We start from the raw sequence: 26,701 nt of genomic DNA on the forward strand, positions 1-26,701 counted from the left end.
TAGCCTGAATATTTTGAAGGACACCCGACATGCAGATGCGCTGGCTCGCTGTACCCGTCCTGATGGCAATCGGCAGTGTCGCCTTGGCTGCCAGTTGCCCGCCGCTGCTGGAAGGCCAATTGCCCAAGCTGCGCGCCAAGGAATCCATCGACCTGTGCCAACGTTTTGCCGGCAAACCCTTGGTCATCGTCAATACCGCGAGCTTCTGCGGGTTCGCCCCACAGTTCAAAGGGCTCGAAGCGTTGTATCAACGCTACAAGGGCGAAGGGCTGGAAGTGATCGGCGTGCCGTCCGATGACTTCAAGCAGGAAGCCAAGACCGGTGAAGAGACCGCCAAGGTGTGTTACGTGAATTATGGCGTGACCTTTACCATGACCGAGCCACAAAGGGTCAAGGGGCCGGACGCGGTGCATTTGTTCAAGGTATTGGCGCAGCAGACCGACACGCCGCCGAAGTGGAATTTCTACAAGTATGTGGTGGATCGGCAGGGCAAGGTGATTGCCAATTTCTCCAGCCTGACCAAGCCTGACAGCCCGGAGCTGATCAAGGCGGTGGAGGAGGCGATCGCCTCCAAACCGTGATCGGCGTGCATTAAAAAGCCCCGCCTCCTTTGCAGGAGAGCGGGGCTTTTTAATGCGGCGTCGGGTTAGAACTTGTAGGTCAAGCCCAGGCCGAAACCGTTAGCGCTGTTTTCGTACTTGGCGTTGTACGTCTGACGCAGGGCATTGGTGCGCTGCACTTTGACGTCTTCTTCCTTGAGGTACGAGTAAGCCAGGTCGACGGTCATGTTATCCATGACCGCGTAGCCCAGGCCCACACTGAAGATTGTACGGTCGCCAGTAGGGATGCGCGGTGAACGATCGGTATTGTTGGTAGGCGACTGGTCGAAGGTCAGGCCGGTACGCAGTACAACTTGTTTGGTCAGTTGGTACGAAGTACCCACCGCGTATGCCCAAGTGTCATGCCAGTTCTGATCTTCTTTGATGGTACCGACCAGCGCCGGAGCAACGCCGCCGCCGTTGGCAGCGGTGACGCCTTCGTTGTTGACGGTGATGTCTTTCAGGCGGCTCCAACGGGTCCAGGTCGCACCTGCATAGAGTTTCCATGCATCGTTCATGTCCTGAGTGACCGACAGATCCCAGGATTCAGGGGTGTCGATTTTCAGCGAGGCATCGTAACGATTTCCGCGCAGGGCAATGCCTGGAACGCCCGTGCCCGGGGTCACTTCAGTATGGCCTTCGAGCTTGTACTTCACTTTCGAGTGATAAGTCAGGCCCACGCGCGTGGTATCGGTGGCTTGAACCAGAACGCCGAAGTTAAAGCCCAGGGCAGTATCGTCGCCCTTGATCTTGATGTTATTCGGGCCGCTGCCTGGAACCTGAGGCAACGAAACATCCGACTCCAGCACGCCGGAGATCCGGTTGATGGTTGGGCCAAAGCCGATGGAAACCCTGTCGTTAAAGGCATAGCTGACAGTCGGCTGGAAGGTCATGACCTTCACTTCGCTCTTGCTGCCAAAGCCACGGCCCTGGAAGCCATTTTCGTAGTCGGTCACCAAACCGAACGGAGCATAGACGCCGAAACCGATGGCCCACTGTTCATTGAGCTTGTTTGTGTAGAAGCCGAATGGAACGGCGGTGAAGGGCACCATGTCACCTTTGTTGCTACCGGTGGTGTTGGTGTTGCCACTGACGTGGCTGATATCGGTTGAAGCATCAATCGCTGCAACACCGCCCGTGATTTGCTGGCCTTCCAGCCGAGCCATACCGGCAGGGTTACCGTAAACAGTGCTTGCATCATCGGCAGAAGAAGAGCGACCTGCGAAACCCGTACCCATCCCGCTGACGCTCTGTTCGTTCAGTGCGAAACCGCTTGCAAACAGTTGGGAGGATGCCATGGCAACGGCGAGGCTAAGTGTGGTCTTGAGCATTACTTTTTTCATTATTAGAACTCCGTGGTGATCACCGCTGCGGAAAGTAACAATAAATTTAAGATCGCGCTATAGGCTGTAATACTGGAGATAGAGCGGTTTTGTAGGACAATCCGACCAGAATTCGGGGTTTTTGGCGAATCTTGCAAATTGCCCGGTCAGCAAGCCACGTGATTCATGGGTGAAACACAGGTTTGCCAGGCTTGAGTGAAATCGCGCAGCCTTCCTTGTGGGTGAAATATTTCTTTCCAGATACGCGCCATTGCCAAGGCATCACCGGGCGGTGGCAGGGTGCAGGTGTGTTGTTCAACCAAAAGCCAGGCGATTGCCGTGGCGTAGCGCAGGTTTACCGTCAACTCCAATTGCGGCGCGCTGAGGAAGGCATGTTGGCTGGCCAGTCCACGCACCAGGCTGGCCCGTTCAGGGTCCAGCGCCAGGTACTTGTCCCATAAATCGCGATGGCGGGGCTCGGTGATGCTGTACAGGCCATGCCCGCGTCGGTCGTGCAAAGCGGAACCGAGTTCCGACTGGCTGGCGGCAATGCCCAGCAGCAGGGACTCAGCCGTCGGGTTATGGCGGCCGAGGTACAGTAACGTCGGCCGGATCACATAACGACACAATTCGCTGGCGGCGATACCCATACGAGCCTCAATCCGTGAAAGTGGTCGGCGAGGCCTGAGGAGGGGGCTTGGCAGCAGTGGATCGGATCTCAGGCTCGCCGGAGGCGGATCATGCCGCCTGAGTTGAAGTGTAGTGTCATATTTGTGATGTAAAGGACTGTTTTTAAAACATCTTATTCATTTAGTTATAACGTTTATATCTATTTGAACTTAATGTCATCACCTGTGCATAAAAACCAGGCAATAAAAAACCCTGTTTTTTAAACAGGGTTTTTTTATGTTTCAGCGACTCAGGTCGATCAGGCAACCAGTGCCTGACGAGTACGTTCGATCACAGCCTGCAGCGGTTCTGCGCTGGAGTATTGATCGGGGTACAGGCGTTCGCTGTGACGAGCGATGCCGTGTTCATTGACCAGGGTGAAGCTGAAGCAGCCTTTACGAGCGGCCATGATCAGGCAGTTCATTGGGGCAAAAGCATTGGTGAGGGTGCGAATGGCATCCTGAGTATGGATAGTGGACATATTATTGGTGTTCCTACAAATGACACGGTTAAGAACCGTGCAACGTTAAAACGTTCCAGTGACGTTGATCACCATTGATCGAACGAAGAACCCGACTGGAACAAAGCAGCCAGTTTGAAGCGCTAATAAGTTAGGCGCGCTTGGGCTGGCAGGTAGGTACTTAGGAGGGCAGGCAACACAACAGGGGCAAAGGTTCTGGGCCCAGGGTGGAGATCCTGATCAATTTGCAGGCTGGTTCGGTCAGAGTATTGAAACTTCGCGACACCCTTTGTTTGTTCAAAGGCCGTGTCGTCGCAAGTGATACCTGGAAACCATCGAGGTGGTCGATCCCGTGTTGTTCAGGGGAGTTGTTCGACCAGAATTGACTTTCAGCTTGGTACTAACGCCGCGGATAGTAACGGAATGAATCTGGTAATGGAAGGGCTCTGACCAAAAAACTTCAATCAGCCGCCCAGCAGGCCCCGATAGACCAGCACCGTGGTTGCCGCTGCCAACGAGCAGCCCAGCCCGTAAGCGGCGAGGGTCAAGCGCAGGGACTGGCCGGTCTCCACCACTTTCATCACATCGGCCATGTCGTTGATCCGGCCTTCGCCCAGTTCAATGCACAGGCTTACGGCGGTAAACGCCGCCGACAGCAAGATAGCGATGGCAAACAGTGCGCCGTCCGGGGATGGCAGCGCCGCATTGATCCCCAAGGAAATGGCGCAGATGGCCAGTAGCAACACAGCGAATAACAGAATTCCTTTCATCGACCCTTCCAACGTTGCGCTGTAGGTCGGGGAGTGTGGCGAGCCGGGAAAGATTTGAAAAGTCCCTGGTTTGCCCCGGCGGTAACATTTTTGCAGCAAGTTGCTTCAAAAAAAGCCGGCGATATAACCATCGGATGGGTACTTGTGCACATTGGTTGCGCGGGGTGTAACCGCGCTGTCAACTGCACTGCAGCGCCGCCATTTGCCTGCAATGGAAATTTAAGTCAATGAAAAATCTGGCTTTTTTTTATTGGTGAAAAAATCGTCAGTTTGACTGCGGCCCCCATTCCATGGGGGTTTGCGCGGGTTAAAGGGGGGTTGTCCACTGAGTTATCCACAGCTTCTGTGGATTGTCCCGAGCGCTTGCTCTAGAACGGGCGTGCAGAGTTTTTTCAGCTTTACCTGTACGAAAAAAAGAGTAGAGTGGCGCGCCTTCCGTTCTGTCCCACAGTGCTTTATGAAGTTTCGCTCAGTATCACCTTCTGTTACCGACGCCCCTCACACTGTTACCGCCCCCAAGCGCTTTTCCTTGAAAGTGGCTTTGTGGTTGCTCGACAGCCCGCGCCTGGGTCACAACGTCAACGTCAAACACTTCGCCGGGCGCTTGCTCAAGCAGCCGGCCCGTGAAGGCGTGGTCGCTGCCCAAAGTCGCCTGGGCCAACTGATGTGCCGTGAGTGCGGGAATGCCCGTGACCGCCGCATCGGCCACGACCTGCTGCGCCTCGCGGCCCGTGCCGGTGACCGCCGCGCCCAACGTGAACTGGGCCAGGTCGAAGACTGAGCTGTCCTCAGGCCCTGTGCTCCGCTAACCTTGCTTTTTTTCGGTGATGGCAGACATGTCTATGGCGTTTGACTGGACCAGTATTGCCCTTGGCCTCGCTGGCGCTGCTGTGCCGTTATTGGCCCTGTGCTGGCAGCTTCAGCGACGGCTGACCGCGCGCATGACCGGCTGGGAACTGCTCGAAGAGCGTCTGGCCACTGCGCAACTGGCCCAGGAAGGCCTCGCCGCGCAGTTGGATGCCAGTCGCGATGAAATCAGCGACCTGAGCCAGGCCAATGCTGCCAAACAGGCTGACTTGGCGGCTGTGCGCCGCGAGGTCGAACTGCTGCAGATCGACCGCGACAATGCCCGCGACGCCGCGCATGCGTGGAACTTGGACCGCAGCGCCAAGGAGGCCGAGCTACGTCGCCTGGATGCATTGTCGTCCGCCCTGCGCGCCGAACTGCGTGAGCAGCAGGACAGCCATCAACAACGCCTTAACGACCTGCAAGGCTCACGGGATGAGTTGCGCGCGCAGTTCGCCGAACTGGCGGGCAAGATCTTCGACGAGCGTGAACAGCGCTTCGCCGAAACCAGCCAGGAACGCCTGGGCCAGTTGCTTGATCCGTTGAAGGAACGCATCCAGTCCTTCGAAAAACGCGTAGAAGAAAGCTACCAGAACGAAGCACGCGAGCGTTTTTCCCTGGCTAAGGAGCTTGAACGCCTACAGCAACTGAACCTGCGTCTGTCAGACGAGGCCACCAACCTGACCCGCGCCCTCAAGGGCCAGAAAACCCAAGGCAACTGGGGCGAGCTGATCCTTGAGCGGGTGTTGGAGCATGCGGGCCTGGAGAAGGGCCGCGAGTATCAGACTCAGGTCAGCCTCAAGGGCCCGGACGGCGAGCGTTTCCAGCCGGACGTGCTGATCATGTTGCCCGGCGACAAGCAGGTGGTGGTGGATTCCAAGGTCAGCCTCACCGCTTATCAACAGTACGTGGCAGCGGAGGATGATGTGATCGGCCAAGCAGCGTTGAAGCAGCACGTGCTGTCGCTGCGCAATCACGTCAAAGGCTTGGCTGGCAAGGATTACAAACGCCTGGAAGGCCTGCACAGCCTGGATTTCGTGTTGCTGTTCGTACCGATTGAGGCGGCTTTTTCGGCCGCGTTGCAGGCCGAACCGAACTTATTCCAGGAGGCCTTCGATCGCCATATCGTCATCGTCAGCCCCACCACGTTGCTGGCTACCCTGCGGGTGATCGATAGCCTGTGGAAGCAGGAACGCCAGAGCCAGAACGCCCGGGAAATCGCCGAGCGTGCGGGCTGGCTTTACGACAAATTCGTGCTGTTTATCCAGGACCTGGACGAAGTGGGTAATCGTCTACAACAGTTGGATAAGGCTTACAGCGCCGCGCGTAACAAGCTGACAGATGGACGCGGGAATCTGGTCAGCCGGACCGAGCAATTGAGGTTGCTCGGCGCGCGAGCGAGTAAAAGCTTGCCGGCCGATCTGCTGGAGCGGGCGATGACCGATTCCGACGGCGTTGCCCATCTGCCCGAATAGGTACAAACCAAAATGTGGCACTGACCTAAAGGGGCAGATGCCGACTCAGCAACGCTCGCAACGCCGCCGGCTTCACCGGCTTGGCCAGGTAATCCAGCCCCGCCGCATGCACCTCGGCCACCATTTCCGGGCGGCCGTCGGCACTGATGACCACGCCGGGAATCGGCTCTGCCAATTGCGCGCGCAGCCAGCCCATCAACTCAGTACCGGTCTCGCCATGATCCAGGTGGTAATCCACCAGTGCCAGCTGCGGGCGCACGCCCTCGGCCAGCAGCGCCGCGCATTGCGCCTGGTCGGTGGCGGTCCACACTTCGCAACCCCAGCGCGTCAACAGGCTGCGCATGCCAATCAGGATGCTCTCTTCGTTATCCACGCACAGCACCTGCGCACCGCTCAACGGCAGCCCGGTTTCCTGCGGCGTCTTGACCAGCGGGGTGGCCTGGTTGCGTGCCAGCGGCACGCGCACACTGAACACGCTGCCCTTGCCTGGCCATGAGCGCACGCTCAAGCGGTGGTCCAGCACGCGGCACAGGCCGTCGGCGATCGCCAAGCCAAGTCCCAGGCCTTTCTCCGCGCGGGTCTGGTGGCTGTCCAGGCGCTTGAATTCTTCGAAGATCACCTTCTGTTTATCCTGCGGGATACCCGGGCCACGGTCCCACACCTCCAGGCACAGCTCGCCTTTACGTCGGCGTACGCCCAGCAGCACCGGGCCGTCGGCATAACGGAAGGCGTTGGTGAGAAAATTCTGCAGAATCCGTCGTAACAACTTTATGTCGCTGTCGACGCGCAAACGGCTGCCGCGCAGGCGAAAGCGCAGACCTTGCTCCTGGGCGAGCGCCTTGAATTCCGCGCCGAGGGTGTCGAACAGCTCATTGAGCACAAAGGGCTGGCGCTGTGGGTTGATCTTGCCGTTTTCCAGGCGCGAAATATCCAGTAGATCGCTGATCAGGTCTTCGGCAGAGCGCAGCGAACTGTCCAGGTGCTGCACCAATTGCCGGGCTTCGCTGGACAGGCCGTCGTTCTGGTGGGAGAGGGCGGCGGAGAACAGGCGCGCAGCATTCAACGGCTGCATCAGGTCATGGCTGACGGCCGCCAGGAAGCGCGTCTTCGACTGGCTGGCAGACTCGGCCACGCCCTTGGCGTCAGTGAGCGCCACGTTGAGCTGGGACAGCTCGTGGGTGCGCTCGGTCACCCGTTGCTCCAGGCCTTCGTTGGCTTCGGTGAGTGCCTGTTCGGCTTCGCGGAACGCGGTAATGTCAGTGAAGCTCATGACGAAACCGCCGCCGGGCATTGGGTTGCCGATCAGTTCGATCACGCGGCCATTGGGGAATAAACGCTCGGACGTGTGCGCGCGGCCCTGGCGCATCCAGTGCAGGCGTCGCGCCACGTGCACTTCGGCCTCGCCCGGCCCGCACAGCCCGCGTTCGGCGTTGTAGCGGATGATGTCGGCAATTGGCCGGCCCACGCTGATCAGTCCGTCGGGGTAATTGAACAGCTCCAGGTAGCGCCGGTTCCAGGCCACCAGCTTGAGGGACTGGTCGACCACGCTGATGCCTTGGGTGATGTTTTCGATGGCGCCTTGCAGCAACGCGCGGTTGAACTGCAGCACTTCCGACGCTTCGTCGGCGATGCGTACGACGTCCTCCAACTGCATTTCCCGCCCTTCGATGGCAGCTTTTACCACTGCACGGGTCGAGGATGCACCGAGTACACCGGCCAGCAAGCGTTCCGTGTGGGCGATCCAATCGTTGTCGGCATTCTGGTTGGGGTTGAAGCCTTTGCCTTGGCGATAGGCGAAACGGATAAAGCTTTGCTGGGCCCGTTCTTCACCCACAAAGCGCGCAGCCAGGCTCAGCAGATCGCTGATCTGCACCGACAGCATCGAGCGGGCACTGGCGCGCTGGCTGATTTCCTGGCCGATAAAGCGCCCGGCTTGCCAGTGCTCGGACACCCGCGTGCGCGAGAGCATCGACACCCACACAAACAGCGTGAAGTTACCCGCCAGTGAGAACACGGTGCCCAGGGTCAGCGAAGTGACGGAGAGGCCCAGCGGGTGCGAATGCATCCACGTCAGCCCTGGGAAAAGGCTGAGGGACCAACCCAGGCTTTTCGCCGTCACCGGTAGGACCAAGGTGTAGAACCACAGGAAGGTGCCCGCTGCCAGGCCCGCGAATACACCGCGTCGGTTCGCCTGTTTCCAGTACAGCGCGCCGAGCATCGCCGGCGCCAATTGGGTCACGGCGGCAAAGGCGATCTGGCCGATGGTCGCCAGGCTGGCGGTCGAACCCAGCAGGCGGTAACTGACGTAGGCCAGCAACAGGATGATCACGATGCTCACCCGGCGGACCGAGAGCATCCAGTGGCGGAACACTTCGAACGGCCGCTCGGCGCTGGAGCGACGCAGCAACCACGGCAGCAGCATGTCGTTGGATACCATGGTCGACAGCGCGATGCTCGCCACGATCACCATGCCGGTGGCCGCTGAAGCGCCGCCAATAAATGCCAGTACCGCGAGGGCGGGGTGGGCTTCGGCCATCGGCAGGCTGATGACATAGGAGTCCGGAAGCACCGAGCTAGGCAGCATCATCTTGCCGCCCAAGGCGATCGGTACTACAAACAGCGCGGCAAGAATCAAATACGCGGGAAACACCCACTTGGCCAGGCGCAGGTCCTGCGGGTCGATGTTCTCGACCACCGTGACATGAAATTGCCGAGGCAAGCAGATGATCGCCATCATGGCCACGCCGGTCTGCACCACCATCGAAGGCCAGTTGACGGTCTCCTTCCAGTATTCCTCCAGCCGTGGCGCCAGCATGGCTTGGCTGAACAGGTCGCCGAAACCGTCGTACAGGCCGTAGGTCACAAACGCGCCGACTGCCAGAAACGCGAACAGCTTGACCAGGGATTCAAACGCAATCGCCAGCACCATGCCACGGTGGTGTTCCGTGGCGTCGAGGTTGCGGGTACCGAAGACGATAGTGAACAGCGCCAATACCAGCGACACGATCAGTGCGGTGTCCTGCGCGCGCGTGCCGGTGGTGTCGGCACCCGCGCCGATCAGCAGGTTGACTCCCAGCACGATGCCTTTGAGTTGCAGCGCAATATAGGGCAGTACGCCGACCAGGCAGATCAGTGCGACCACCACGGCCAGGGATTGGGATTTGCCGTAGCGCGCCGCAATAAAGTCGGCGATGGAGGTGATGTTTTCCTGCTTGCTGATCAGAATCATCTTCTGCAGCACCCAAGGTGCCAACACCAGCAATAGAACCGGTCCGAGGTAGATCGGTAAAAATGCCCACAGTTGTTCGGCAGCCTGGCCTACGGCGCCGAAGAAGGTCCAGCTGGTGCAGTAAACGGCGAGCGACAGGCTATACACCCAGGCACGTACACGTGGCGGCAAGGGCGCGCGGCGACGATCACCGTAGAAGGCGATGGCAAACATAATGGCCATATAGGCCAGGGCAACGGCGGCGATCAGCCCGCTGGACAGCGTCATGGTAACTCCGAGCATAGGAACACCCAGGCATTCCAGGCCCGGTTGGACAGTCTCGCATGATGGCTGGGGTTAGTCAGTGTCGACCAAGGTCGTGTGGGATCGAATGTCGCAGGGGCGTTCAGCGAGGTGGCAGGGTTTTCTGGCGCAGGATGTAGAGTGTCACCAGCACGGCGCTGGTCAGCATGAAGCCACGCGCCCAGGGCAGGGGCACCAGGTAGCAGGAAACACCGATGCTCAGCCACATCAAGCCAATGGCGTAGACCTTGCCTTTGAGGGGGATGCCGTTGCCGTCCAGGTAATCACGGATCCACGGGCCCAGGCGCGGGTGTTGCACCAGCCAGTGGTAGAAGCGCGGGGAGCTTCGAGCGAAGCAGGCGGCGGCGAGCAACAGAAAGGGCGTTGTCGGCAATACCGGTAGGAAAATGCCGATCACCCCCAGCGCTACGCTCAACCAGCCGATGGCCAGCAGCACGTAGCGCAGGAGCAGAGAACGATTGCCCATGGGTGTCACGGGCAAGCGACTCAGTGGTGACGTGGCTTGAGGATCGCCGGTTTTTCGTCAGGGGCATTGCACAGCAGGTACAGCGCGGTCAGGGCTTCCGGGATCTGTACGATCATGTCGTCCATCAGGTTGGCGTCGGCGGCGATGTCGGAGAACTCCGGCTGGTCGTCGAACAGGCCCGAACCGACCATGATCGGCAGCAGCATTTCGCTGACTTCTTCCTCGGCGGTTTCGAACCAGGCAGCTTCGCGCAGGAACACGCCTTCCATGAAGCCGATGCACCAGCCGCGCAGGTCGGAATCATCCGGCTCTTCGCCCAGGTCCAGCTCGCATGGCAATTCGAATTCCTCGTCGGAGGCCAGTTGGCGACCGATGTGGGCCTTGAGGGCCAGCAAGGTGGATTCGATTTCTTCGCGCTGGGCGGCGTCGGCGTAGTGCGGCTCTTCGGCGAACAGTGCGTCGATCCATTCGCGGTCGGGCACGACCTCGGAGCAGATCGACAGGGCGGTCAGGTAGCCGTGGGCGGCCACGTAGTCCAGCGCCTCGTCATGCAGCTCATCGGCGTCGAGGAAGGCTTGCAGGCGGGTTAGTTGCTCAGCGAAGGACATTGAAGGACTACCTTGGGAATAAACGATGCTGAATTCTAGGCCTTCTTGAGCGCCCAGGCCAGCCACACTGCATATTTGCCAGGTTTTAGATAGCGCTCGCTGTTCGTCAGTGGCGCCCTTTGCCGGGTATCGCTCGGGTATACTGCCGCGTTTTGTGATGCCCTTGCAGGCCAAGCGCCAGTCCGAGAAAACTTCGCTTACGGATTATTTCCCGTGAGAACGTGTTTTCTCGGCCAGCCTGTACAGAGGGATTTCGGCACTATTTTGGAGTTATACATGCTCGAGCAGGCTCAACGCGTCCTCAAGGACATCTTCGGCTACGACAGTTTTCGTGGCCGCCAGGGTGCGATCATTGAGCGCGTGGCCAGTGGCGGTGACGCCCTGGTCTTGATGCCTACCGGTGGTGGCAAGTCACTGTGCTTCCAGGTGCCGGCGCTGTTGCGCAATGGCTTGGCCGTGGTGGTGTCGCCGCTGATCGCGTTGATGGACGATCAGGTGGCGACCCTGGAAGAGCTGGGTGTCGCCGCCGCGTCCTTGAACTCCACCCTCAGCGCCGAGCAGCAGCGCGACCTGGCTGCACGCATCAAGCGCGGTGAGGTGAAGATGCTCTACCTCGCTCCCGAGCGCCTGGTGCAGCCACGCATGCTGGCCTTTTTGCAAAGCCTGGAAATCGCCCTCTTCGCGATCGACGAGGCGCACTGCGTGTCGCAATGGGGCCACGATTTCCGTCGCGAATACCTGCAGCTCGGCCAGTTGGCGGAACTGTTTCCCGATGTGCCGCGCATTGCCCTGACCGCCACCGCCGACAAGCGCACCCGCGAAGAAATCGTCGAGCGCCTGCACCTGCAGAACGCCGAGCGCTTCCTGTCGAGCTTCGACCGGCCGAATATCTTCTACCGCATCGTGCCCAAGGAGCAGCCGCGCAAGCAGTTGCTGGCCTTCCTGTCCGAGCGGCGCAGCGATGCCGGCATCGTCTATTGCCTGTCGCGCAAGAAGGTCGATGAAGTCGCCGCGTTCCTCTGCGAACAAGGTTACCCGGCGCTGCCTTACCACGCGGGCCTGCCTAACGAAACGCGCTCCGCCCACCAGAAGCGCTTCCTCAACGAGGAAGGCCTGATCATGGTGGCCACCATCGCGTTCGGCATGGGCATCGACAAATCCAACGTGCGCTTCGTGGCGCATATGGACCTGCCCAAATCCCTTGAGGCGTACTACCAGGAAACCGGGCGTGCCGGCCGTGATGGCCTGCCGGCGGATGCCTGGATGGTCTACGGCCTCCAAGACGTGGTGATGCTCAAGCAGATGTTGCAAAACTCCGAGGGTGACGAGCGTCACAAGCGCCTGGAGCAGCACAAGCTCGACGCGATGCTCTCGCTGTGTGAAGAGACCCGTTGCCGTCGCCAGACCTTGCTCGCGTATTTCGACGAAGACATGCCCCAGCCCTGCGGCCATTGCGACAACTGCGTCGACGGCGTGCAGACCTGGGACGCCACCGAACCGGCGCGCCAGGGTTTGTCCGCTATTTACCGCACCGGCCAGCGTTATGGCGTGGGTCATCTGGTGGATGTATTGCTGGGCAAGGATAACGAGAAGGTCCGCAGCTTCGGCCACGAAAAACTGTCGGTCTATGGCGTGGGCAAGGCCCGCGCTGAGGGCGAATGGCGTTCGCTGTTCCGGCAGATGGTCGCGCGTGGCTTGGTGGATATCGACATCGAAGGGTATGGCGGTTTGCGCCTGAATGACAGTTGCCGGCCATTGCTCAAGGGCGAAGTCAGCCTTGAGCTGCGCCGCGACCTCAAGCCGCAGACCACCGCCAAGAGCAGCACCAGCCAGGCCAGCCAACTGGTGCGTGGCGAAGAGCGCGAACAGTGGGAAGCCTTGCGCACCCTGCGGCGCAAACTGGCGCAGGAACACAGCGTGCCGCCGTACGTTATCTTCCCCGACTCCACCTTGCTGGAGATGTTGCGCGAGCAGCCCACCAGCATGGCCGAAATGGCGCGGGTCAGCGGCGTGGGTGCGCGCAAACTCGAGCGCTACGGCCAGGCCTTCCTCGAAGTGCTGGGTGGCCAGGCCGAAGCGCCGAAGGAAATCGCCGATATTCGCCATGAATTGATCAGCCTGGCCCGCGCCGGCATGACCCCGATCCAGATCGCCGGTCAGCTGCAATGCTCGGAAAAAAACGTCTACACCTTGTTGGCTGAATCCATCGGCAAGCAGCAGCTGTCGTTGGAGCAGGCGCTTGATTTGCCGGAAGATTTGCTCGGCGAGATCCAGGACGCGTTCTTGGACGGAGAGGGCGAATTGCCACCTGTCGCGGAGATCGCACCGCTGTTTACAGGGCGTGTTCCTGAGGGTGTCTTGTACTGCGTAAGGGCCGCTTTGCAGTCTGAATTCGAAATTTAGTGCGCCAATTACGACAATGTAACGAATCAGTACATAGCAACTCTTGCCTACGGGCAGAGCGCATGCTTAGCTGACTAATAATTAGCCACACTTTATTTTCAGTCTAAAACATGAGTTTTTTATGCCGTTAACCGATCAACACCGATTTGGCATGCAGCTGGCGCAAATGTCCCGTGGTTGGCGCGCCGAGCTCGACCGCCGCTTGGCGGGGCTGGGCTTGTCCCAGGCGCGCTGGCTGGTGCTGTTGCACTTGGCCCGTTTCGAGGATGCACCCACCCAGCGCGAATTGGCGCAAAGCGTCGGCGTCGAAGGGCCGACACTGGCTCGCCTGTTGGACAGCCTGGAAGGCCAAGGCCTGGTGCAACGCCAGGCGGTGGTGGAAGACCGTCGTGCCAAGCGCATTCTGCTGTGTGATACCGCCCGGCCGTTGATTGAGCAGATCGAGACGATTGCTACCGCTTTGCGTCATGAGTTGTTTGTGGGGGTGGATGAAGCCGATTTGCGAGTGTGTATGCGGGTGCATGGGCACATTCTGGCGAATCTGGAAAAGTCCTGAGGCAAACAAACGCTGATTGACACTGGGCGGGCCTGCTGTGGTGAGCGGGCTGCTGTGGTGAGCGGGCTTGCCCCGCGCTGGGCTGCGAAGCAGCCCCATTGCAGTCACCGCGCTTCTTCAGTCAGAAATCAGTCGCCTGGTTTCGGGGCCGCTTCGCAGTCCAGCGCGGGGCAAGCCCGCTCACTACAATCCCCTCGTGTGTCAGAACGTCTGCCCCAGGTTCAGATACACCGCCTTCTGATTATCATCGTTGAACCCATAACTGAAATTCAGCGGCCCCAACGGTGTATCAAACCCCAGGAAGATACTCGCCGCGTTGATGTAGCCGCTGTCGAATTCATTGTCGTTGTTCCACGCCCGGCCGCGTTCCAATGACGCACCGAGGTACAGCGGGAAATCCAGCGGCAGGTACGAACGTGGCGTCAGTCGACGGTAATACACCGCTCGCATCAGGCTGATGTTCTGGCCTGAGATGGCGTCCTGGCGGAAGCCCGACAGCTGCCGCGCACCGCCCAGCAGGAAGCTGGAAATCACCACGTCCGAATCATCCAGCGTGCGCCCGTAGCGTCCCCCCAGCACCAGGGTGTCCGGGCCGTGGCTCATGGCCTTGTCCAACTTGAATTCCCATTGGCGGTAGCGCTGGTCCGAGCCCAGCCCCGGTTCGAATTCGCGGTAGGCCAGGCCGATGTCTTCGCCGGTATGGGGGAAGTACACATTGTCCAGGGAGTCGAAGGAGTACTTCAGTTCATAGAAGCCTTCGCTGAAGCTCACACTGGGCAGGTCCCGGTCGCCGATGCGCACATCCGCCTTGCCCCAGGCCTCGCCGACGCCGAAGCGGATCTCGCCGCTGTTGCCAATCTGCCTGCCGACGTTCAAGCCGAAGCCATAGCGTTCCAGGCGGTATTCGGAGATGGGATCGTTGTCCAGGATCAGCTCGACGTTCTGTGCCTGGGCGCTGAGATAAGGCGCGACAAAGTAACGCGAGCCGGTGTCCATCGGCTGGTAGAACTCGCTGTACAGCTCTTGCCGATCACCGATCTGCACCCGCGTCAGCCACTCGGCGCCGAGGCGGTTGATACCGTTCATGCGGTAGCTGGCGCCGAGGTTGAAGGCGCTGTCGCCGCGCATGTCATCCGAGAGGTTCAGGCCGAGGCGCAGGTAATCGGTGCCGCTGCGTTTGCCGCGCGCGCTGATCACCAGGGTGTTGTCCTGGCCTTTCTTGACCACGCGGTATTGCACCTGCTCGAAGTAATCCAGGCCGTACAAGGTGCCCATGTCCGACTGCAGGCGGCCCAGGTTCAACGGCTCGCCCAGGGGTTGGCGAATGTAGTAGCGGATCACGTCGTCGCTGACTTTCGAATCGTTTTCCACGGTGATCGCGGTGATCACCGGGGTGCGCTCGCCGGGGGTACGCGCGGCCACCAGTTGCGGGTCGATCGGTTCGGCAGGACGCAGGTGGGCCAGGCGCACGTCGAGGGCGCGAGTCGCGCGGTAGCCGGCGTCGATCATGTCCTTGGCGCGGCCGAAGTCGGTCACGCCATAGGCGGCGAGCGGTGGCTGGATCAGCACATCCTTGGGGTGCAAGTCCTTGAGTTGTTCTTCGGAGTTGCGCCTTGTCATCAGCGTGATGGACTGGTTGAGCACGTCCACCACCGTCGCCAGTTGCTTGCGCGAGCGCAGTGGGGTGCCGATGTCGACGACGATGGCGATATCCACGCCCATCTCCCGCGCCACGTCCAGCGGGATGTTATCGGTCATGCCGCCGTCCACCAGCAGCCGACCGTCCAGCTCCACCGGGGCGAATACCGCCGGGATCGACATGCTGGCACGGATCACCTGGGGCAGGTGGCCCTTGCGGAACACCACCTTCTCGCCGGTGGTGATATCGGTCGCTACCGCGCGGAAGGGAATCGGCAGCTTGTCGAAATTTCGCGTGTTGCTGCTGTGGGCGAACATGCTTTCCAGCAGCAGCGCCAGGTTCTGGCCTTGGATCACGCCCAGTGGCAGGCCCAGGCTACCGTCGTCACGAAAGCTGAGTTTCTGTTTGACCAGGAAATCCCGGTCATCCTGCTTGCGCCGGAACGGTACGTCCTCGCGGGGCGGTGCGTCGGACAGGGCCTGTTGCCAGTCGATGCTCAGCGCGAGCTTTTCCAGCTCGTCGATTTTGTAGCCGGAGGCGTACAGCCCACCGATCACCGCACCCATGCTGGTGCCGGCAATCGCATCGATCTGGATGCCTTGCTCTTCCAGCGCCTTGAGCACGCCGATATGCGCCAGCCCACGGGCGGCGCCACCGGACAGCACCAGGCCGATTTTTGGGCGTGGCGGTTCAAGGGCGTCGGCAACAAGAGGGAGTAGGCACAGGAACAGGCAGGACAGCAGGCGGCGCATCATGAATCTCGAGGCTGGGCGATAAAGGCCGCTATTATAGCCACTCGATCCGCCGAGCCCGTTACGCCAGGAGCCTCTCAAATTATGTCCTCGATCAAACCCGAGATCGTTATCACCTATTGCACCCAGTGCCAGTGGTTGCTGCGCGCGGCGTGGCTGGCGCAGGAATTGTTGAGCACGTTCGCCGATGACTTGGGCCAGGTGTCGCTGGCGCCGGCAACCGGTGGCGCTTTTCGCATCACGTGCGATGGCGTGCAGATCTGGGAGCGTAAGGCCGACGGTGGTTTCCCTGAAGCCAAGGTGCTCAAGCAGCGCGTGCGCGACCAGATCGACCCGCAGCGTGACCTGGGGCACAACGATCGTACGCAGTAAAAGTCACCGCCGTCGGCGGGCGGTGACCGTGCAGGGGGGATTATTTGGCGGCCATTTTTTGCTTGATGAAGCCAATCACCCAGGTCAGCACCAGCCCGCCGACGCCACCGCCGACAATGTTGCTGCCAACGGTCGCCACATCCAGCGCTTCGCCACCGGAGGCGCCCGTCAGTACCGCGACGATCTGGCCCAGCAGCGCCCCGCCGACACCCCCGATCACGGTGTTAAGCCCTGTCCCAAGACTCTGCCTGGTCATCCCGGCGATGTTGCCGCCGATGGTCCCGCTGATTATCTGCACCAACAAACTGATGAGCATTTCCATGGTAAAGCTCCCGCATCGCGTTGAGGTTGTGACCACTCGCGTGCAGCAACTTCAGAAAATACCCAGGCTGTCGTCGAGGTGTCGGTTATCCGTTGAACGACGACAAACTGTTGCGGATGTTTAAAGTGTAGATCACGCCGTCGCCGCAGGCTGTTTGGCCTGGCTGGCACTGCCCATCAGTCCGGAAAGCACGATAGCGACGATGATCAGCACGCCACCCAGCAGCATCCGCAGCGTCGGGGTTTCGGCAAACAGCAGCCAAGCCGCGGTGATGCCGTAGACCGGCTCCATGGCAAACACCACCGAGGCCGTGCGCGCCTTGATCACCGCGAGGCTGGCGACAAACAGACTGTGGGCCAGGCCGGTGCAGAACACGCCGAGCAGGCCGATCCACAGCCAGTCAATCGCCCTCACCTCGGTCAGCCCCGGTGCCGCCACGGGCAACAGGCACACCGCGACCACCACGTTCTGGCACAACGCGGCCTGCACCGCCGGAATGCGGCCGGAACTGGCGCGATTGTTCAGCGACAGCAGGGAAAACAGCAGCCCCGAGGCGATCCCCCAGAGCAAGCCGCCGGTGGCTTCGCTGGCGAGGTTGAAGTCCGGGGTGACCAGCACCAGGCCGACGCTGACCAGTACCACCAGCACTATTTCATTGGCGCGGATACGCTCGCGGAAAATCAGCCCTTCAAGAATCACGGTAAAGGCCGGAAACGCAGTGAAACCCAGGGTCGCCACCGCAACGCCGGCGACCTTTACCGCAATAAAGAAGGTCACCCAATGCGCCGCCAGCAACACGCCGCTCACCAGCAGCCGACGCCAGTCGCGCCGCTCGAGTGTTTTCCAGGCGGTGTTGCTGGCGAACCGTGCGAATACCGCCAGGGCCACTACGGCAAACACGGCGCGTCCGAAGACGATGATGGCCGGTGAAGCGGCCGCCAGTTTGCCGAATACGCCGGTAAGGCCAAACATCAATGCACCGATATGCAGGGCGCCGAGGGCTGAGCGGGGAGTCATTGCAGTCCTTGAATCAAGCGGGTGACAGAAGCGCAGTTTAGTGGCTCGGCCGTGCAGGCGTCTGTCGTGCGGCTCGCGATTGTTATCGCAAGGCTATTCCTAGGCGTTGCGTCGCAATGCGCCCGGCGAGGCGCCAAACTCGCGCAGCATCGCGGCCGCAAAGGCACTTTGCGAGGTATAGCCGACGCGATCGGCGATTTCACCAACCGGCAAAGGCGTTTGGCGCAGCAGGTCCAAGGCCATATGCAGGCGGCGACTGCGGATATAGTCCATGGGCGTTTGCCCGCATTCCGCCATGAAGCGTGCGTGCAAGCGCGCTACCGAGAGGTCGGCGATGCGTGCCAGGTCAGCCACCTGCAGCGGGTGCGCTACGTGGCGCTCGATGTGCGCGTTGAACGCCGCATACGGCAGGCGCCGGCCCGGCAGCGGTTGGGCAGACGGATGGTTGAGGCTGGCCAGCAACAGCACTGCGCCTTGCTGGGCGATCAGCGGGTCATCCACCGGGCTCTGCGCCAGCCATTGCACCAACTGGTGTTGCCGCGAATCCAGGGCCAGCCGTGCCGGTTGGTCGAGCAGGCGGCGACTGGCATCGGCATGCGTGCCCAAGGATTGCAGCACCCAGTGCTCGGTGGGCACGTCCAGCACCAGGCAGCGGCTGCCGTCGCGACTGCCGCAGGCGTGGTGGGCGGAGAAGGGCAGCACCATCACGCTGCTTTCGCGCACTTGGCTGCCACGCCCGTCGACTTCCAGATCCAGGTGCCCGGACAGGCCGAACACCAACTGCGCATGGTCATGGCTGTGGGCGATGGGCGCTTCGAGGTAGTGGCGTAGCGTGAGAGTGGGGCTCATCGCGGTCTCCTGGGCGGCAAGTCGGCAGTCTACAACGCTTCGCGGTCGGTGGGCGCTGTCATCAGACTGACGCACAGTTGTCATGGGCTATTAATCGCACTGGCGCAAGCTCGCGAAAACACCGTCGAGGGATGCCCATGACCAGTGCCGAGTTGACCAAGCCCAGCCGCAAGCAACGGGTGCGTACCCTGTGGATTTCCGACGTGCACCTGGGCACACGGGATTGCCAGGCCGAACATTTGTCGCAGTTCCTCAAGGGCTACCACGCCGATAAGGTCTACCTGGTAGGGGATATCATCGACGGTTGGAAACTGCGTGGCGGCATGTATTGGCCCCAGGCCCACACCAACGTGATCCGCCGCCTGTTGACCATGGCCAAGCGCGGCACCGAGGTGATCTACGTTACCGGCAACCACGACGAATTCCTGCGCCGCTACTCCAAGCTGATCCTGGGCAATATCCAACTGGTGGACGAGGCCGTGCACGTGACTGCCGATGGCCGGCACCTGCTGGTGATCCACGGCGACCAGTTCGACGTGATCACTCGCTATCACCGCTGGCTGGCATTTCTCGGCGACTCGGCCTATGAGTTCACCCTCACACTGAACCGCTGGCTGAACCATTGGCGTGCGCGCTACGGCTATGGCTATTGGTCGCTGTCGGCGTACCTCAAGCACAAGGTCAAGACAGCGGTGAACTTCATCAGCGATTTCGAAGAAGCCATCGCCCACGAAGTCACCAAGCGCGAGTTGCACGGCGTGGTCTGCGGGCATATCCACCACGCGGAGATTCGCAAGGTGGGCGAGGTGGATTACCTCAACTGCGGGGATTGGGTGGAGTCGTGCACGGCGTTGATCGAGCACTGGGATGGGAGTATCGAGTTGTATCGGTTGGCGGATGCGCAGGCGAAGGAGGCGCAGCTTAAGGCCGAGATGGTCACAGGCTAAAGGGCTACTCAGGTCACAAATGTGGGAGGGGGCTTGCCCCCGATTGCAGAGTGTCAGTCGCTGTAAGCTTGACTGATATACCGCCATCAGGGGCAAGCCCCCTCCCACAGTTTTAATGCTGTTTCTTCAGTTGGACACGTCGGCGATGGCTTTGGCCAGCAGCGTCAACCGCGTGGCATCAATCCCTGCCACATTCGCCCGGCCAGAACTCACCATGTACACACTGTGTTTCTCCCGCAGTTGTTTAACCTGCTCGGCACTCAGGCCGGTATAGGAAAACATGCCGCGCTGCGCGCCGATGTGCGCATACCGCTCCGACAGGCCATGGGGCGCCAACGCCTCCACCAGTCCGGAACGCAGGTGTGCGATGCGCGAACGCATGGCTTCTACTTCGTCGCTCCAGCGTTTTTTCAGCTCGGCATCGCCCAGGATGGTCGCCACCACCGCTGCACCATGGTCCGGTGGCGTCGACCACAGGTTACGCGCCGTGTTCGCCAACTGGCTGCGCACATCCGTCAGCTTCTCCGCATCCGCCGCGCACACGATCAACGCGCCGACACGGTCGCTGTACAGGCCGAAGTTCTTCGAACAGGAACTAGTAACCAGCACTTCCGGCAGCTCGGCTGCAAACAGCCGCACCGCCCAGGCGTCCTGCTCCAGGCCGTCGCCAAAGCCCTGGTAGGCGAAGTCGATCAGCGGCAGCAACTGGCGCTCGCGCACGATCTGCAGCACCTGGCGCCAGTCGTCCTGGGACAGGTCGAAACCGGTCGGGTTGTGGCAGCAGGCGTGCAGTAGCACGACATCGCCCTGGGGCACGCTGGACAGGGTGGCGAGCATCGCGGCCACATCCAGGCGATTGTCGGCGCCCACGTACGGATAATGGCTGACCGGGATCCCGGCCTTGGCAAAGATGGATTCGTGGATCGGCCAGGTCGGGTTGCTCAGCCAGACGCCACGGCCCGGCAGGTTTTGAGCGATAAAGTCGGCGCTCAGGCGCAGGGCGCCGGTGCCGCCTGGGGTCTGGGTGGCGCCAGCACGGCGTTCGCGGATCAGCGTAGAGTCCGCGCCGAGCACCAGCTCGCTGATCAGCTTGCCGAACGCAGCGTTACCGTGACCGCCGATGTAGGTCTTGGTGGCCTGGGTGTCCACCAGGCGCTGCTCGGCCAGTTTCACCGAGTGCAGGATCGGCGTCAGGCCCTGGTCGTCCTTATAAACGCCGACGCCCAGGTCGAACTTGTTCGGGTTGGCGTCCTGGGCGTACAGGTCCATCAGCCCGAGGATCGGGTCGCCGGGCACGCGGCCAATGGCATCGAAATGCATTACTTGCGGCCCTCGGCGTCCTTGGCCACTTCGTCGGTGCGCGCGGCCATGATGAAGTCGTTGCGGTGCAGGCCTTTGATGGAGTGGCTCCACCAAGTCACGGTGACCTTGCCCCACTCGGTGAGCAGGCCGGGGTGATGGCCTTCGGCTTCGGAGATTTCACCCATGGCGTTGGTGAAAGCCAGGGCGAATTTGAAGTTCTTGAACAGGAAAACCTTTTCCAACTGCATCACGCCGTCGCGCACTTCGATGTTCCAGTCGGGGATCTGCTTGAGCAGCACCGGCAACTCTTCATCGCTGACTTGCGGGGCATCGGCGCGGCAGGCTTCGCAGTGGGCTTGGTTCAAGGTGGTCATGGGGGGTGTCCTGAATTCGAAAGTTGAAGGTCAGTAGCGTCACCCTAAAGCAACGCGCGGCCAGGGAACAGACTCACCTGGCCTCAAGATGTAAGGTTCACGCGGCTTTGGGTTTGGGCGCAAACTTTGGAGCATGAAGACCCAGCTGCATGCCGCGCTCAACCATGCCCATGATGTCCTCCTGCGCCACTTCGAACAGGCGCTTGAGGTTGGGCAGCACGAAGTACAGCGGTTGCAGGATGTCGATGCGATAGGGCGTGCGCATCGCTTCCAGCGGGTCGAACAGCTGGTGCTCAGGCTCAGAGGACAGGCTGTACACCGTTTCCTTGGGCGACGACAGAATGCCGCCACCGTAGATACGCCGGCCTTCGGGGGTGTCCACCAGGCCGAACTCGATGGTCATCCAGTACAGGCGCGCCAGGTAAACCCGTTGCTCCTTAGTGGCCGCCAGACCGAGCTTGCCGTAGGTGTGGGTGAATTCGGCAAACCAGGGGTTGGTCAGCAGCGGGCAGTGGCCAAAGATCTCGTGGAAAATATCCGGCTCTTGCAGGTAGTCCAGTTCTTCGCGGGTACGGATAAACGTCGCCACCGGAAACTGTTTGTTGGCGAGCAATTCGAAGAAGGTCTGGAAGGGGATCAGCGCCGGTACGCGGGCGACTTGCCAGCCGGTTGTCTCGGCCAACACCTGGTTGATTTCGCCCAGTTGCGGAATCCGGTCATGGGGCAGGCCGAGCTTGTCGATGCCGTCCAGGTATTCCTGGCAGGCGCGACCCTTGATCACGTTCAATTGGCGAGTGATCAGGGTGTTCCACACCGCATGTTCTTCCGGCGAGTAGTGGATAAAACCTTGCGCGTCGGGCTCGCGGGCCACGTACTGCGTCTGCTTCATACGGCTCTCCTGCTAGGCATTCGTTCTTGTTATGTCCTGCGATGAGCCTATTGATAACCCGTGCGTGACCGGATTCCATCTGTTTAAAACGCCCTCGTGTAGGAAAATTTACTGATTTACGTAAAGTATTCGTTACGCTTGTGCGCCCGGCCGTTGCGCTGGGCTGGGAAAACCCTTCTGGCTGTCACATAATCTTGACGACTATCTGCGTCCTGCGACAAAAACACGCGGCGCCTACCTACATTTCGGGCCTCTTCATGCGTATCAAAGTGCACTGCCAGAACCGCATCGGCATCCTGCGGGACATTCTCAACCTGCTGGTGGAGTACGGCGTCAACGTCGCCAAGGGCGAAGTGGGCGGTGAGCATGGCAATGCCATTTACCTGTACTGCCCGAACCTGGTGAACATGCAGTTCCAGGCGCTGCGCCCGCAGTTCGAGGCGATTACCGGGGTGTTCGGGGTGAAAAGGGTAGGGCTGATGCCCAGCGAGCGGCGCCACATGGAGCTGAATGCGCTGCTCGGCGCCCTGGAGTTTCCGGTGCTGTCGATCGACATGGGCGGCTCCATCGTCGCTGCCAACCGTGCAGCGGCGCAGTTGCTCGGGGTGCGGGTGGACGAGGTGCCGGGGATTCCGTTGTCGCGGTATGCCGAAGACTTTGATTTGCCGGAGCTGGTGCGTGCGAGCAAATCGCGGATCAATGGTCTGCGGGTCAAGGTCAAGGGTGACGTGTTCCTGGCGGACATCGCGCCGCTGCAATCGTCCGAACATGACGACAGCGAAGCCATGGCCGGCGCGGTGTTGACCCTGCACCGCGCGGACCGCGTGGGTGAGCGCATCTACAACGTGCGCAAGCAGGAGTTGCGCGGCTTTGACAGTATTTTCCAGAGCTCCAAAGTCATGGCTGCGGTGGTGCGCGAAGCCCGGCGCATGGCGCCGCTGGATGCGCCTCTATTAATAGAAGGCGAAACCGGCACCGGCAAGGAGTTGCTGGCCCGCGCCTGTCACTTGGCCAGCCCGCGTGGGCAATCGCCGTTGATGGCGCTCAACTGCGCCGGCCTGCCCGAGTCGATGGCGGAGACCGAGTTGTTCGGCTACGGCCCCGGCGCGTTCGAAGGTGCACGTGCAGAAGGCAAGTTGGGGCTGCTGGAGCTGACGGCGGGCGGTACGTTGTTTCTTGACGGTGTGGGGGAGATGAGCGCGCGCTTGCAGGTGAAATTGCTGCGCTTCCTGCAGGACGGTTGCTTTCGCCGCGTAGGCAGTGATGAAGAGGTTTACCTGGATGTGCGGGTGATCTGCGCCACCCAGGTGGATTTGTCCGAGCTGTGCGCCCGTGGCGAATTCCGCCAGGACCTCTACCACCGCCTCAACGTGCTGTCCCTGCATATCCCACCCCTGCGCGAATGCCTCGACGGCCTGGCGCCGTTGGTGGAGCACTTTCTCGACCAGGCCAGCCGTCAGATCGGCTGCCCGTTGCCCAGGCTGGCGCCCGCCGCGATGGATCGCCTGAGTCATTACCATTGGCCAGGCAATGTGCGGCAGTTGGAAAACGTACTGTTCCAGGCGGTATCGTTGTGTGACGGCGGGACGGTCAAGGCCGAACATATTCGGCTGCCGGACTATGGGGTGCGTCAGCCGCTTGGCGATTTTTCGCTGGAGGGTGGCCTGGAAGCGATTATCGGGCGGTTCGAGAAAGCGGTGCTCGAAGCCTTATATGCCGAGCATCCCAGCAGCCGGCAGATGGGCAAGCGTCTGGGGGTGTCCCACACCACCATCGCTAACAAGCTGCGCGACTACGAAATTCTCAAGGCTAATAAATAAATCCTTTGGGAAGGGGCTTGCTGTGGTGAGTGGGGCTTGTGCCCCCATTCAAGGGGGCTGCTTCGCAGCCCGGCGCAGGGCAAGCCTGCTCACCACGGGGCAAGCCTGCTCACCACAGGGTAAGCCTGCTCACCACAGTAAACCCCTCCCACATTCGATCTTTGTCGCTTTCAAGGACGGGGCTTGCCGCAGGCGGCAGTAGTCCGCCGTTTTTTCGACTCTCACTCAATCCTGAAATCTTCATACCTCGCCGCAAACCCCCGCCCCGCCTGCACTTCATGCTCTTTTTAAAAGTTGGTTCGCAAATTGCTTAAGCCTCATCAGTACAGCGGTGGGCGGCAAGCGTCCGTCAGAAAGAGGAAAGAGCGTGGACAAGTACCTTTATGTGGCAATGACCGGCGCCAGCCAGAATGCTCTGGCGCAGAAGGCCCATGCCAACAACCTGGCGAACATTTCCACCAATGGTTTCCAACGTGACCTGGAGCAGGCGCGTTCGATGCCGGTGTTCGGTGACAGCTTTCCGGCGCGCGCGTTTGCCTTGACCGAACGCCCGGGCACTGACTTCTCTCCTGGTGCGATGATCGAGACCGGCCGTGACCTGGACGTGGCCGTCAGCGGCAATGGCTGGATGGCCGTGCAGACCCCGGACGGCAGCGAAGCCTACGTGCGCAGCGCGAGCATGAACGTCGACGCATTGGGCGTTCTGCGGGCCGGCAACGGCATGCCGATCATGGGCAACGGTGGGCCGATTGCCGTGCCGCCGCAGCAGAAAATCGAAGTGGGTGCCGACGGCACCATCAGCATCCGCGCCATGGGTGAAGGCCCGCGCGTGATGGCGGAAGTGGACCGCATCAAGCTGGTCCAGCCGGACCTGAAGAACATGAATAAAGGCTTGGACGGCACCATCCACACCAAGGATGGCCAGCCGGCCCAGGCTGACGCGACGGTCACGCTGACCTCGGGTTTCCTGCAGGCGAGCAACGTCAATGCGGTGGAAGAAATGACCGCAGTGCTGGCGCTTTCCAAGCAGTTTGAGCTGCACATCAAGATGATGAACAGCGCTAAAGAAGACGACCAGGCCATGACGCGCGTCATGCAGATGAGCTGATTGCAGCCCATTAACTAATTTGTGATGTCGCGCCAACAAACAGGCGCACAGAGGAGAACAGCATGCTTCCGGCTCTATGGGTTGCCAAAACAGGCCTGTCCGCCCAGGACACCAACCTGACCACCATTTCCAACAACTTGGCCAACGTATCGACCACGGGTTTCAAACGTGACCGTGCCGAGTTCCAGGACTTGCTCTATCAGATCAAGAAGCAGCCGGGCGCTCAGTCGACCCAGGACAGCGAGCTGCCGTCGGGCCTGCAACTGGGTACCGGTGTGCAGATCGTCGGCACCCAGAAGAACTTCAGCGCCGGTAACCTGCAACAGACCGGCCAGCCGCTGGACATGGCCATCAACGGCCGTGGCTTCTTCCAGATCCTGCAACCGGACGGCACTACTTCCTACACCCGTGACGGTACTTTCCACCTGGACTCCAACGGCCAGATCGTGACCGCCAACGGTTTTGCCCTGGAGCCGGCCGTGGTCGTTCCAGCAGATGCCAAAACCTTTACCGTGGGTAACGACGGCACCGTGTCGATCACCGTCGCCGGCAACCCGGCGTCGCAAGTGATCGGCAACCTGCAGACCGCCGACTTCATCAACCCGGCCGGCCTGCAAGCCATGGGTAACAACTTGTTCCTGGAAACCGCCTCCAGCGGCGCGCCGCAAATCGGCACCCCTGGGCTGAACGGCTTCGGCACCACGCTGCAAAGCACCCTGGAAACCTCCAACGTCAGCACCGTTGAGGAGATGGTCAACATGATCACTACCCAGCGTGCCTACGAGATGAACTCCAAGGTGATCTCCACCGCCGACCAGATGCTTTCGTTCGTAACGCAGAATCTGTAATCAAGTCTGGGGCGCTCTTGAGGGCGCCTGCAACACCGTGAGGTAAGGGTCATGAATCGCTATGTTTCTGTTTTGGCATTGAGTGGGATTGCCGTGCTCGCGGGCTGTGTCGCCCCGACGCCAAAGCCCAATGACCCGTACTACGCGCCGGTGTTGCCACGCACGCCGTTGCCGGCGGCTGCCAACAATGGCTCGATCTACCAGGCCGGTTTCGAACAGAACCTGTACAGCGACCGCAAGGCGTTCCGGGTCGGTGACATCATCACCATCACCTTGAACGAGAAGACCCAGGCCAGCAAGAACGCCAACTCGCAGGTGGGCAAGACCAGCAAGACGGGGATCGGCCTGACCTCGTTGTTTGGTGCCGTGCCGAACACCAACAACCCCCTGGGCGATGGCGACTTGAGCTTGAGCGCCGGCTACAGCGGTGACCGCGCCACCAACGGCAAGAGTTCCGCAGGGCAGGGCAACAGCTTGACCGGTTCGATCACCGTGACTGTCGCCGATGTATTACCCAACGGCATCATTGCCGTACGCGGTGAGAAGTGGATGACGCTTAACACCGGCGACGAATTGGTGCGCATTGCCGGTATGGTCCGCGCCGATGACATCTCCACCGACAATACCGTGCCGTCGACGCGGATTGCCGATGCGCGCATTACCTACTCGGGTACAGGTTCGTTTGCTGATGCGAGTCAGCCGGGCTGGTTCGACCGTTTCTTCCTTAGCCCGCTGTTCCCTTTCTAGGTGGCCACT

General features: G+C 60.7%; 25 protein-coding genes. 11 read left to right on the forward strand and 14 right to left on the reverse strand.

Going from position 1 to position 26,701, the window contains the following annotated elements; all coding sequences use genetic code 11:
- Positions 1 to 29 precede the first annotated feature (29 nt).
- On the forward strand, positions 30 to 581 hold the full coding sequence (locus BM403_RS15835) for a glutathione peroxidase (RefSeq protein ID WP_064052713.1): 552 nt from the start codon (positions 30 to 32) through the stop codon (positions 579 to 581).
- A 65-nt stretch (positions 582 to 646) separates the two neighbouring features.
- Here the strand turns inward: BM403_RS15835 and BM403_RS15840 are convergent, their stop codons facing one another.
- The 4 genes from BM403_RS15840 to BM403_RS15860 all read right to left on the reverse strand — a co-directional run bounded on the left by BM403_RS15840 (position 647) and on the right by BM403_RS15860 (position 3,820).
- Positions 647 to 1,942 carry an OmpP1/FadL family transporter gene (locus BM403_RS15840; protein ID WP_015885228.1) on the reverse strand — a complete coding sequence of 432 codons (1,296 nt, stop codon included), beginning with the start codon at positions 1,940 to 1,942 and terminating at the stop codon, positions 647 to 649.
- 146 nt (positions 1,943 to 2,088) lie between these two features.
- Complete coding sequence (locus BM403_RS15845) at positions 2,089 to 2,571, reverse strand: hypothetical protein (RefSeq protein WP_093543694.1); 483 nt, start codon at positions 2,569 to 2,571, stop codon at positions 2,089 to 2,091.
- 278 nt (positions 2,572 to 2,849) lie between these two features.
- Complete coding sequence (locus BM403_RS15850) at positions 2,850 to 3,071, reverse strand: hypothetical protein (RefSeq protein WP_024076751.1); 222 nt, start codon at positions 3,069 to 3,071, stop codon at positions 2,850 to 2,852.
- Between the two features lie 443 nt (positions 3,072 to 3,514).
- Complete coding sequence (locus BM403_RS15860; protein WP_015885226.1) at positions 3,515 to 3,820, reverse strand: hypothetical protein; 306 nt, start codon at positions 3,818 to 3,820, stop codon at positions 3,515 to 3,517.
- Between the two features lie 457 nt (positions 3,821 to 4,277).
- Between BM403_RS15860 and BM403_RS15865 the strand changes: the two genes are divergently transcribed.
- Positions 4,278 to 4,601 carry an SEL1-like repeat protein gene (locus BM403_RS15865; protein WP_015885225.1) on the forward strand — a complete coding sequence of 108 codons (324 nt, stop codon included), beginning with the start codon at positions 4,278 to 4,280 and terminating at the stop codon, positions 4,599 to 4,601.
- Between the two features lie 175 nt (positions 4,602 to 4,776).
- Positions 4,777 to 6,141 carry a DNA recombination protein RmuC gene (gene rmuC, locus BM403_RS15870; protein WP_175538080.1) on the forward strand — a complete coding sequence of 455 codons (1,365 nt, stop codon included), beginning with the start codon at positions 4,777 to 4,779 and terminating at the stop codon, positions 6,139 to 6,141.
- A 25-nt stretch (positions 6,142 to 6,166) separates the two neighbouring features.
- Here rmuC and BM403_RS15875 read toward each other — a convergent pair whose 3' ends face one another.
- The 3 genes from BM403_RS15875 to BM403_RS15885 form a co-directional block, all read right to left on the reverse strand.
- Positions 6,167 to 9,637, reverse strand: a complete 3,471-nt coding sequence (locus tag BM403_RS15875) for a hybrid sensor histidine kinase/response regulator (RefSeq protein WP_093543697.1) — start codon at positions 9,635 to 9,637, stop codon at positions 6,167 to 6,169.
- Between the two features lie 118 nt (positions 9,638 to 9,755).
- Complete coding sequence (locus tag BM403_RS15880; RefSeq protein ID WP_043205714.1) at positions 9,756 to 10,139, reverse strand: YbaN family protein; 384 nt, start codon at positions 10,137 to 10,139, stop codon at positions 9,756 to 9,758.
- A gap of 20 nt (positions 10,140 to 10,159) precedes the next feature.
- On the reverse strand, positions 10,160 to 10,747 hold the full coding sequence (locus BM403_RS15885; RefSeq protein ID WP_015885221.1) for a UPF0149 family protein: 588 nt from the start codon (positions 10,745 to 10,747) through the stop codon (positions 10,160 to 10,162).
- A gap of 276 nt (positions 10,748 to 11,023) precedes the next feature.
- Between BM403_RS15885 and recQ the strand changes: the two genes are divergently transcribed.
- Positions 11,024 to 13,150, forward strand: a complete 2,127-nt coding sequence (gene recQ, locus BM403_RS15890) for a DNA helicase RecQ (protein ID WP_015885220.1) — start codon at positions 11,024 to 11,026, stop codon at positions 13,148 to 13,150.
- Between the two features lie 121 nt (positions 13,151 to 13,271).
- The gene (locus BM403_RS15895) at positions 13,272 to 13,706 is read left to right on the forward strand and encodes a MarR family transcriptional regulator (RefSeq protein WP_015885219.1); all 435 of its coding nucleotides are present in this window, start codon (positions 13,272 to 13,274) and stop codon (positions 13,704 to 13,706) included.
- A gap of 201 nt (positions 13,707 to 13,907) precedes the next feature.
- On the opposite strand, the gene BM403_RS15900 is transcribed toward BM403_RS15895, so the two are convergent.
- On the reverse strand, positions 13,908 to 16,097 hold the full coding sequence (locus BM403_RS15900; RefSeq protein ID WP_046036025.1) for a patatin-like phospholipase family protein: 2,190 nt from the start codon (positions 16,095 to 16,097) through the stop codon (positions 13,908 to 13,910).
- 84 nt (positions 16,098 to 16,181) lie between these two features.
- On the opposite strand from BM403_RS15900, the gene BM403_RS15905 reads away from it, so the two are divergent.
- A complete protein-coding gene (locus BM403_RS15905; protein WP_015885217.1) occupies positions 16,182 to 16,469 on the forward strand; it encodes an Rdx family protein in 288 nt (95 codons plus the stop codon).
- A 40-nt stretch (positions 16,470 to 16,509) separates the two neighbouring features.
- Here the strand turns inward: BM403_RS15905 and BM403_RS15910 are convergent, their stop codons facing one another.
- From BM403_RS15910 to BM403_RS15920, 3 genes are all read right to left on the reverse strand, one after another.
- Entirely contained in the window at positions 16,510 to 16,791 is a 282-nt protein-coding gene (locus tag BM403_RS15910) for a hypothetical protein (RefSeq protein ID WP_015885216.1), read from the reverse strand.
- Positions 16,792 to 16,923: 132 nt separating this feature from the next.
- On the reverse strand, positions 16,924 to 17,808 hold the full coding sequence (locus BM403_RS15915; protein WP_015885215.1) for a DMT family transporter: 885 nt from the start codon (positions 17,806 to 17,808) through the stop codon (positions 16,924 to 16,926).
- 99 nt (positions 17,809 to 17,907) lie between these two features.
- The gene (locus BM403_RS15920) at positions 17,908 to 18,657 is read right to left on the reverse strand and encodes an AraC family transcriptional regulator (protein ID WP_046036026.1); all 750 of its coding nucleotides are present in this window, start codon (positions 18,655 to 18,657) and stop codon (positions 17,908 to 17,910) included.
- A gap of 137 nt (positions 18,658 to 18,794) precedes the next feature.
- On the opposite strand from BM403_RS15920, the gene BM403_RS15925 reads away from it, so the two are divergent.
- Positions 18,795 to 19,604 carry a UDP-2,3-diacylglucosamine diphosphatase gene (locus BM403_RS15925; RefSeq protein WP_015885213.1) on the forward strand — a complete coding sequence of 270 codons (810 nt, stop codon included), beginning with the start codon at positions 18,795 to 18,797 and terminating at the stop codon, positions 19,602 to 19,604.
- 126 nt (positions 19,605 to 19,730) lie between these two features.
- On the opposite strand, the gene BM403_RS15930 is transcribed toward BM403_RS15925, so the two are convergent.
- From BM403_RS15930 to phhA, 3 genes are all read right to left on the reverse strand, one after another.
- Positions 19,731 to 20,924, reverse strand: coding sequence for an amino acid aminotransferase (locus BM403_RS15930; RefSeq protein ID WP_093543700.1), 1,194 nt, complete (start codon positions 20,922 to 20,924; stop codon positions 19,731 to 19,733).
- Complete coding sequence (locus tag BM403_RS15935; protein WP_010208721.1) at positions 20,924 to 21,280, reverse strand: 4a-hydroxytetrahydrobiopterin dehydratase; 357 nt, start codon at positions 21,278 to 21,280, stop codon at positions 20,924 to 20,926. Before BM403_RS15935 ends, BM403_RS15930 begins: the two co-directional genes overlap by 1 nt.
- A 97-nt stretch (positions 21,281 to 21,377) precedes the next feature.
- Entirely contained in the window at positions 21,378 to 22,169 is a 792-nt protein-coding gene (gene phhA, locus BM403_RS15940) for a phenylalanine 4-monooxygenase (RefSeq protein ID WP_093543703.1), read from the reverse strand.
- A 257-nt stretch (positions 22,170 to 22,426) separates the two neighbouring features.
- Here phhA and BM403_RS15945 point away from each other — a divergent pair, with 257 nt between their 5' ends.
- The 4 genes from BM403_RS15945 to flgH all read left to right on the forward strand — a co-directional run bounded on the left by BM403_RS15945 (position 22,427) and on the right by flgH (position 26,692).
- Positions 22,427 to 23,989: a sigma-54-dependent transcriptional regulator gene (locus tag BM403_RS15945; protein ID WP_093543705.1), complete on the forward strand. Its 1,563-nt coding sequence runs from the start codon at positions 22,427 to 22,429 to the stop codon at positions 23,987 to 23,989.
- Between the two features lie 367 nt (positions 23,990 to 24,356).
- Positions 24,357 to 25,097: a flagellar basal body rod protein FlgF gene (locus tag BM403_RS15950; RefSeq protein ID WP_015885209.1), complete on the forward strand. Its 741-nt coding sequence runs from the start codon at positions 24,357 to 24,359 to the stop codon at positions 25,095 to 25,097.
- Positions 25,098 to 25,159: 62 nt separating this feature from the next.
- On the forward strand, positions 25,160 to 25,945 hold the full coding sequence (flgG, locus tag BM403_RS15955) for a flagellar basal-body rod protein FlgG (RefSeq protein WP_005790105.1): 786 nt from the start codon (positions 25,160 to 25,162) through the stop codon (positions 25,943 to 25,945).
- Positions 25,946 to 25,996: 51 nt separating this feature from the next.
- Positions 25,997 to 26,692, forward strand: coding sequence for a flagellar basal body L-ring protein FlgH (gene flgH, locus BM403_RS15960; protein ID WP_015885208.1), 696 nt, complete (start codon positions 25,997 to 25,999; stop codon positions 26,690 to 26,692).
- Positions 26,693 to 26,701 lie beyond the last annotated feature (9 nt).

The organism is Pseudomonas sp. OV546 (genome assembly GCF_900116845.1).
GTDB lineage: Bacteria > Pseudomonadota > Gammaproteobacteria > Pseudomonadales > Pseudomonadaceae > Aquipseudomonas > Aquipseudomonas petroselini.